This is a genomic window from Pantoea sp. Morm, assembly GCF_016643525.1.
Classification (GTDB): domain Bacteria; phylum Pseudomonadota; class Gammaproteobacteria; order Enterobacterales; family Enterobacteriaceae; genus Pantoea; species Pantoea dispersa.
In genome coordinates this window covers 92,440-99,867 of the sequence record NZ_VOQX01000009.1, presented here as the reverse complement: position 1 = coordinate 99,867, position 7,428 = coordinate 92,440, and the positions used below count along the sequence as shown (strand labels likewise).

The following is a 7,428-nucleotide window of genomic DNA, read 5'->3' as shown; positions in this document are numbered from 1 at the left end:
CGTCAAAAGACTGGGGCAACAAAACCGCCTTCCATCAGCTCACCTTTGTGAATGGCGCGCAGGCAAAGGTGTTTATTCAAAACGCGATTACCGATACCGGTGAGCAGATCGCCCAGCAAAACGGCGAGTTTTTGCTGCAGGATCACGATCCCGCAAACGCGGCGGCAGACCGCTGGGATGATGATTTAAAAATCAAACGCTGACTGTTTAGCCCTTCATCTGTGCCGCGATCGTCGCGCGTTTGGTTGCGGCACCCGATGCGTTATCCACAGCAAAGATTTTCCCTATCCCAGCGAGAATTGTTTCCGGCTGGCAACGCAGCGGAAACTCGATAATTATCAGGGCATGACTAAATATCGTGTAAGAGTGGGTTTTCACAACCCCTCAGCCCTGACCTTCAGGCAGCTGGATGAAATACTGGAACCGCAACGCTTCTGGCGCAGTGACACGCGCAGCGGTACGTTTCGCTACTTCATGGAGTATGAGTATGAGTCGGAAGTGCGCGATATCTGCGAAGTGTGCGAGCTGGCTTATTCGCAGGCGTGCAAGGTGAAGAAATGCCCGCTGATTCTGGTGCAACCCTGCGAGGCAGAGGTTTCGCTCAGCGTTAACGATTGAGATTCGCCGTAGCGAATCTCAAGCTTGCTGTCATCATGCCGCTATTTTACGGCACTCCTCTGCACAGCGCTGACAGGCCCGAGCGCATTGCTGGCAGTGCTGATGTTGATGCTGCTGGCATGCCTGCGCGCACTGCTGGCAGATGTCGGCACAGAACTGACAGAGCTGCTGCACCGATCCACTGTTCAGCGCCATAAACTGCGCCGCCAGGCGACAGGTATTCGCGCACTGCATATCCAGCCTGATGCACTCGCGCATCATCTCCACATTTTTCTCATCCAGACAGGACGTTGCGCAGTGGTCGCACGCGGCTGCGCACAGATAACAGGCCTCCACGCAGCGTTTATATTCATCAGGCATGTTTCCTCCCTGCATTAGTGATTAACCGTTTAAGCCTGGAAAGGATTGGTCATTATGCAATGAAGGAAAGCGTTAGGATTTATTACCGCGCTGTGCTTAACGTCGCGATTTTACAGCAGAAAATAAAAAAGCAGTCATAAAGGCTGCTTTCTTTGGGATTTTGGTCGGCACGAGAGGATTTGAACCTCCGACCCCTGACACCCTTGACTTTCCTAGAGGGATCAAAAGTCATGGTATTCAAGGCACAGCAGCATTCACACAAAGAAGGTAAATGTGAATGGCTACTATTAGACAACTACACTCGGGTAAATGGAATGCTCAAGTAAGAATTGCAGGACGCAAACCTGTTTCATCAACCCATCCTACAAGATATAAAGCTGAAACTTGGGCTAAATCTCAGGAGACGAATCACCCTAATCAAGTCACTGATACTCCTCAAAAAGGGCGACCAAAGGTAAACACGATTAATAAATTAATACCTTCATACTTGAAAGAGGCCATGACTGTGAAAGGTAAACAGCGTGGAGGCTATGAGGCAATCATGTACAAGTTGAATACTCTCTCAAAATTTTTCCACGATCAGCCTTTGGAAAACATAACAAGCGAAGCTGTTGCATCCTATCGAAGTAAACGTATGCAGTCCGTAGCAGGAAGCACTGTTAGGTTAGAGATGCAATTGTTATCAAGGCTTTTACGATGGGCTAAAGCTGAAAAGGGGATCAAATGCGATGATGTGGTGCAGCCAGTTAAACTCCCGCCACCTAGAAAGCCTCGCGTGAAGATCATTGAACCCTTGGAGTATCAAATGTTGCTTGATGCAATTAGCCCAAGGATAAAGCCAATAGTAATCCTTGCTTACGAAACAGCTATGCGCCGTGGCGAGATTTTAAGTATAAGGCCAGAGATGGTCGATCTCAGAAGACGCGTTCTCCATCTGACTCAAACAAAGAATGGTGAAAGCCGTGATGTTCCACTTTCGTCTATTGCCCTGTCGCTACTCACAGAATTATGTGATGGAAGAGATAGCAATCAAGAGTTATTCCCTTATGTTGACTACACAGTAACGCAGGGATTCAGAAGGGCAGCACGGCGTATTAAGTTGACTGATGTCTTTTTTCACAGTCTCAGACATACCGCAATTACACGTTATGCAGACAAGGGACTTAACACGATACAACTGCAATGCATTTCGGGACATAAAAGCATTACCATGCTTGCAAGATACAGTCACATTAAAGCAAGTAGTGTAGTTGATTTGATGGGGTTAGTTATTTGGGGGGGAGCCCCCCTAAATTCATTTTATAGTTCTAACTTCCATCATCATTTTCTTTCCTTTAGAAGTGAGTCGCCATTCTTTATCTTCCAAAGTGAATAAATTAAGAGCGATAAATTGTAATTCGATTGTTTGAAAATCGCTTTCATCCAATCTAACAATAAAGTCATTGGGAACATCTTTATCAAGTTTGTCTATGATTAAGTCAGAAAGTTTACTTTCACTGACGCCTTTGTAAACATAAGGAGAAAGAAAATGAAATAATTCACGCCATGACCAAGACATTTTATGTGATGAATGTTCTTCCCATTCATTGAAGACAGGTGATACTCTGTAATTAAGTTCAAAAACAGAATCAAAATCAGCAAGTTCACCAGCATAGGTAAGATCATTATCAATAGGAAACTCAGCTAACTTTCTTCTTAATTCTTCATTCTCTTTCTGGAGTTCAATTAAGTCACGTAAATCGGACTCATTAGATTTTTTATCGGATCTTACCCAGCCAATCGCAGGATGTATTTTTATGGTTTTTGTCATGCTCATGGATACAAGGCCAGGTAGTTCTTTGACAGATGACCAGGTTTTTCTGAGGCGTCCAGTTTCAGCTTTTTTAATAAACTTAATGAGTTTTTCTTTGGCTTCAGGAGATGACTCAGTTTTTTTGGATGGTAGTGACTCTGGGTCTTCATGAACTAACACAACAACCTTCAAGCCTTTAGAAACAGCATAATCGAATTCTTTCTCAGTGTAACTCAAACCATCTTCAGCTATAGTGCCGTACTTTCCACCTATAATCAGTAGATAGTAATCACAATCATCAATGATTTTTTTAATGAATTCCCATTGTTGCTCATCAATAGCGGGAAACAATTCCATTCCGGCAGGAATACAATCCATTTCCATCAATGTTTGAATAACACTACTTCGTTCTTCTTTAAGATCAGTAAAAGTAGAACTGACGAAAACCTGATATCTTTTATCCATTTTATTCACCAAATCAGAATGATAATCTAATTTTTTTGAGTCAATAAATTTCATTGCAAAGGTTGGAGCAATCCGAGATTGCTCCAATACTTTACAAAAGGGGTACTACTTAAGGTAGCGATCGAAAATAGACTTAAAAAGGGCACTCAGCGCAACCTTACTAATCCAAATCAAAGGGATTAGGTAGGGCTTAGGATTGCCGTTTCGGTCAAACAAGATTGAATGTAAGCGCATCGGGATTCCTTCAAGCGACTTTACATGGAACCGAAACTGCCATTACAATGACCTTGACGTGATCGTCAGTAAGGCAGTTCGGCAACGAAACTTCTTTACTGCAAAACACCTTCTGGTGTTGGGAAAGCTGGAAAACACCTAGCCGTGTTTCCAGCTTTTTTTCTTTTCATAGCCACTCCTCTCATGTTTAAACCCATCAGATTTGAACCATTAATAGAAGCCTACCACGTATCTTTAGAAGCCACTATCGCGGCTTATGGATAAGTTAATAATTTATCCACAATGATTCTAAGCATGTGAGTAAGTCTGTGCATAATCATCATGTAGTGGCTTGTGAAGCGACTTTCCCCTACATGCATACATTTTATCCTGTCACATCGTTCTCACAAGAGTTGATTTTCACAAAAAAATCCTTCCTGGGGGGTGGCGAAATTCCTAGATCCGCATTCCGTAAGGGCTGCCACTGATGTCAACGGTCAACAACTTTTTTTTCACTTTTTGATCGACTGCCTGTTTTTACTCAAATAAGAGTAAAATCAGGGGGTTTTAGCAAGAACAGGGTAATGAAATGTGGGGGAATGAAACTAAATTGCAGGTTTTTTTGTCACTAACGAAAATCTTTTCATTCCTATGTTTCGAGCGTCATAGCCGCCTTGCAATCCTGGCTTGCTGGAACCTCAACAGTGCGGGTTATGTTATGCCCTGTGTAAACGCATAGGGCAGATCTCCCATTCTCCACATGACCTGCTCCCCGTTTATTAACACACCGCAATGTTAGTAATGTCTTCATAAGTCACATGACGACTCCCCCATGAAGAAGCGTTTTTCCGACGAACAGATCATCAGTATTCTCCGCGAGGCTGAAGCCGGCGTTTCTGCCCGGGAACTCTGCCGTAAGCACGCCATTTCCGACGCCACGTTTTATACCTGGCGTAAGAAGTATGGCGGCATGGAGGTGCCTGAGGTTAAGCGCCTGAAGTCACTTGAGGAAGAGAACGCTAGACTCAGGAAGCTGCTCGCCAAGGCCATGCTGGATAAGGAGGCGCTTCAGGTGGCTCTGGGGCGAAAGTACTGACGACAGACCAGAAGCGCGAAGTCGTGGTGTTAATGTGTGATGCGACGGGTCTGTCGCAACGTCGTGCCTGCAGACTCACAGGTTTGTCCCTGTCGACCTGCCGCTATGACGCTCAGCGTCCGGCGGCTGATGCCCATTTATCAGGGCGCATTACTGAACTGGCACTGGAGCGCAGGCGTTTTGGCTATCGCCGCATCTGGCAGTTGCTGCGTCGGGAGAGCCTTCACGTCAATCACAAGCGGGTATACCGTATTTACCACCTTAATGGACTGAGCGTAAAACGCAGACGACGCCGTAAAGGGCTGGCAACCGAACGGTTTCCGCTTCTGCGCCCGGATGTGCCGAACCTGACATGGTCGATGGATTTCGTTATGGACGCACTGACCAATGGTCGGAGGATCAAGTGCCTGACCTGTGTGGATGATTTCACTAAGGAGTGTCTGACGATAACCGTTGCTTTCGGTATTTCAGGGGTTCAGGTCACGCGTATTCTGGACAGTATCGCGCTCTTTCGAGGCTATCCGGCGACAATAAGAACTGATCAGGGCCCGGAGTTTACCTGCCGCGCACTCGATCAATGGGCCTTTAAGCTTGGTGTGGAGTTACGACTTATTCAGCCAGGTAAGCCAACGCAGAACAGATTTATTGAGAGTTTCAACGGTCGCTTTCGGGATGAATGCCTGAACGAACACTGGTTCAGCGATATTCTTCATGCCCGGAAAATCATTAATGACTGGCGGCAGGACTATAACGAGTCCAGACTTCATTCATCGCTGAAATACCAGACGTCGGCTGAATTTGCAGCAAGCTGGAGAAATGGAAAATTAGAAGGTAAACAAACCGACATTACTAACTGAGTGTTGTATCTAATACTGGGGGTAGGTCACTGACTGTGAACAGACAGTTGTGAACGGAGGGATAAAACAATAGACTAAGCAGCGCATGACTCTCATCAAACGCTGCTATGTCGGGGAAATTGGTTGGTCGGCACGAGAGGATTTGAACCTCCGACCCCTGACACCCCATGACAGTGCGCTACCAGGCTGCGCTACGTGCCGAACGTGGAGGGTTATACTACTGGTTCCATTGGCGATTGCAATATGCCGGCAGCTTAACTGCCTCATAATTAATCAGTTTGCCGTGAACCGTTTCTCTTCCGTCAGCACCTGCAACAGCAGCGCCAGCTGAGGTTTATGATCTTTCAGCTCTTTGCCCTGGGCATCGTACGCGCTGTAGTTACCGTTGTTGCTGAGCACCAGCGTCACCGTTGGCGTGGTCACCACCAGTTTGCCATCTTCACTGCTGGCGACCCAGTTATGGCTGCGCTGCGCGGCAAACAGATCTTCACCTTGGGAATAGTTAACCGGATTGGTGCGCACGTGCAGCAGGCGCTGCATCAGCGTGGTCATCACATCCTGCTGATCGGTCAGGCGATCGATGCTCTGCGCCGGTGTATTCGGCCAGTGCACCACCAGCGGTACCTGCAGCGTCGCGCGGTTGCCCGGATTATCGCTGTTGTCGAAGGTAATGGCGCGCTGCGCCGTGATCACCACCACGGTATTCTTCAGCGCATCATTCTGCTGCAGCGTATGCAGCACCGTCGCGATTTGTTCATCCACGCCTGTTGCCTGGCGCATATAGCTGCGCTGGCGCGCTTTGGTGCTGTCGCCGGTTACCGTCACGCCGTTGAGCGCGATCCATGAGAACCAGGGCGCGCCGCCTTTCTGACCATTGAGCCAGTTCTGCCACTGTGTCACCGTGGTGCTGTTAGGCTGGGTATCGGCCTGCGGCAGGCTGTAATCCGCCAGCAGCGCCTGACGGTACAGCGGCTGGCTAAAGCCATCGGAAGAGAACAGGCCGAACTGATAACCCTGGCTGTTCAGCGCGCCGAGCAGGGCAGAGGGCATGCGCGCCGCCAGCACGCCGTCCATGTAGCTGGAGGAGATACCGTAGAACAGACCGAACAGGCCTTTTTCCGGCTGCAGTCCGGCGCTGTAATGCTGGGTAAAGCGCACGTTTTCACTGGCGAACTGATTAAGCGACGGCAGCGCTTTATCCACCGTGGCATTGTTCAGGCCGTCCACCGTCAGAATCAGCAGGTTGTGGCGCGTTCCGCCATCGCGGAACGTAATATCGCTGAGCGGATACTGCACCGACAGCGCTTCCGGATCGCCCTGTTGCACCAGACGGCGCTGATACTCCTGCGCATCCAGCAGGCCGTGTCGCTCCAGAAAACGCCGTGCGGTCATCGGATAGGAGAGCGGCAGGTTGGCACGCTGCATGGTAATCGGCCGGTAGAAGTTGGCGTCTGCCCAGATATACAGCAGATGACTGGCAAAGAAGGCGCTGATAAACAGCGCGGCCAGCGGCTTGCCAAACGAACGCCGGTTCAGGCTGCGCAGCTTTTGCCAGCTCCAGGTGGCAAACAGCATCTCAACCAGGAAAATCAGCGGTACGCTGATAAACATCAGCTGCCAGTCGCGCGCCATCTCGCTTTGATCGGGGTTGACCACCAGTTCCCACACCACCGGATTGAGGTGCAGATGGAAACGGCTGAACACCGCGCTGTCGACCATAATCAGCGTCAGCCCGGCGGTGGCGACCACGGCGGAGAGCACGCGCAGCAACCGCTGCGACATGGCGACAAAGGTCAGCGGGAAGATAATCAGCAGATAAGCGGCAAACACGATAAAGCTGAAATGGCCAATCCAGCTGGTAAACGCATAAATACGGCCGGCGAGGGAAGAGGGCCAGTCGGCGACCAACAGGTAGCGGCTGCCTAAAATAAGCGCAAACAGAATATTAAACAGGGCAAACCAGTGCCCCCAGCTGATCATCTGGGAGACTTTTTCACGGTAGCGCTGCCGGTTGGTTACCATATTTA

Annotated in this window: 6 protein-coding genes, 1 tRNA gene and 1 pseudogene; 4 read left to right on the top strand and 4 right to left on the bottom strand. The window is 48.8% G+C overall.

Features of this window, described 5'->3' with window-relative positions:
- Nucleotides 1-203, top strand: a pseudogene (locus FT726_RS05575) (hypothetical protein); the annotation flags it as partial.
- A gap of 142 nt (nt 204-345) precedes the next feature.
- Nucleotides 346-618 carry a hypothetical protein gene (locus FT726_RS05570; protein ID WP_058769922.1) on the top strand — a complete coding sequence of 91 codons (273 nt, stop codon included), beginning with the start codon at nt 346-348 and terminating at the stop codon, nt 616-618.
- A 33-nt stretch (nt 619-651) separates the two neighbouring features.
- On the opposite strand, the gene FT726_RS05565 is transcribed toward FT726_RS05570, so the two are convergent.
- Complete coding sequence (locus tag FT726_RS05565; RefSeq protein ID WP_346302552.1) at nt 652-978, bottom strand: four-helix bundle copper-binding protein; 327 nt, start codon at nt 976-978, stop codon at nt 652-654.
- 277 nt (nt 979-1,255) lie between these two features.
- Between FT726_RS05565 and FT726_RS05560 the strand changes: the two genes are divergently transcribed.
- Complete coding sequence (locus tag FT726_RS05560) at nt 1,256-2,353, top strand: site-specific integrase (protein WP_346302551.1); 1,098 nt, start codon at nt 1,256-1,258, stop codon at nt 2,351-2,353.
- On the opposite strand, the gene FT726_RS05555 is transcribed toward FT726_RS05560, so the two are convergent.
- Nucleotides 2,273-3,289, bottom strand: coding sequence for a DUF4062 domain-containing protein (locus FT726_RS05555; RefSeq protein ID WP_346302550.1), 1,017 nt, complete (start codon nt 3,287-3,289; stop codon nt 2,273-2,275). The two genes, FT726_RS05560 and FT726_RS05555, sit on opposite strands and share 81 nt — an antisense overlap.
- 991 nt (nt 3,290-4,280) lie before the next feature.
- On the opposite strand from FT726_RS05555, the gene FT726_RS05550 reads away from it, so the two are divergent.
- A protein-coding gene (locus tag FT726_RS05550; RefSeq protein WP_346302549.1) for an IS3 family transposase occupies nt 4,281-5,401 on the top strand; the annotation gives its coding sequence in 2 pieces (ribosomal slippage) (nt 4,281-4,539 and nt 4,539-5,401; 1,122 coding nt in all).
- Between the two features lie 124 nt (nt 5,402-5,525).
- Here FT726_RS05550 and FT726_RS05545 read toward each other — a convergent pair.
- Together FT726_RS05545 and yejM are read right to left on the bottom strand one after the other, a co-directional pair.
- A tRNA-Pro gene (locus tag FT726_RS05545) sits at nt 5,526-5,602 on the bottom strand.
- A 72-nt stretch (nt 5,603-5,674) separates the two neighbouring features.
- A complete protein-coding gene (yejM, locus tag FT726_RS05540; RefSeq protein ID WP_215800821.1) occupies nt 5,675-7,423 on the bottom strand; it encodes an LPS biosynthesis-modulating metalloenzyme YejM in 1,749 nt (582 codons plus the stop codon).
- Nucleotides 7,424-7,428 lie beyond the last annotated feature (5 nt).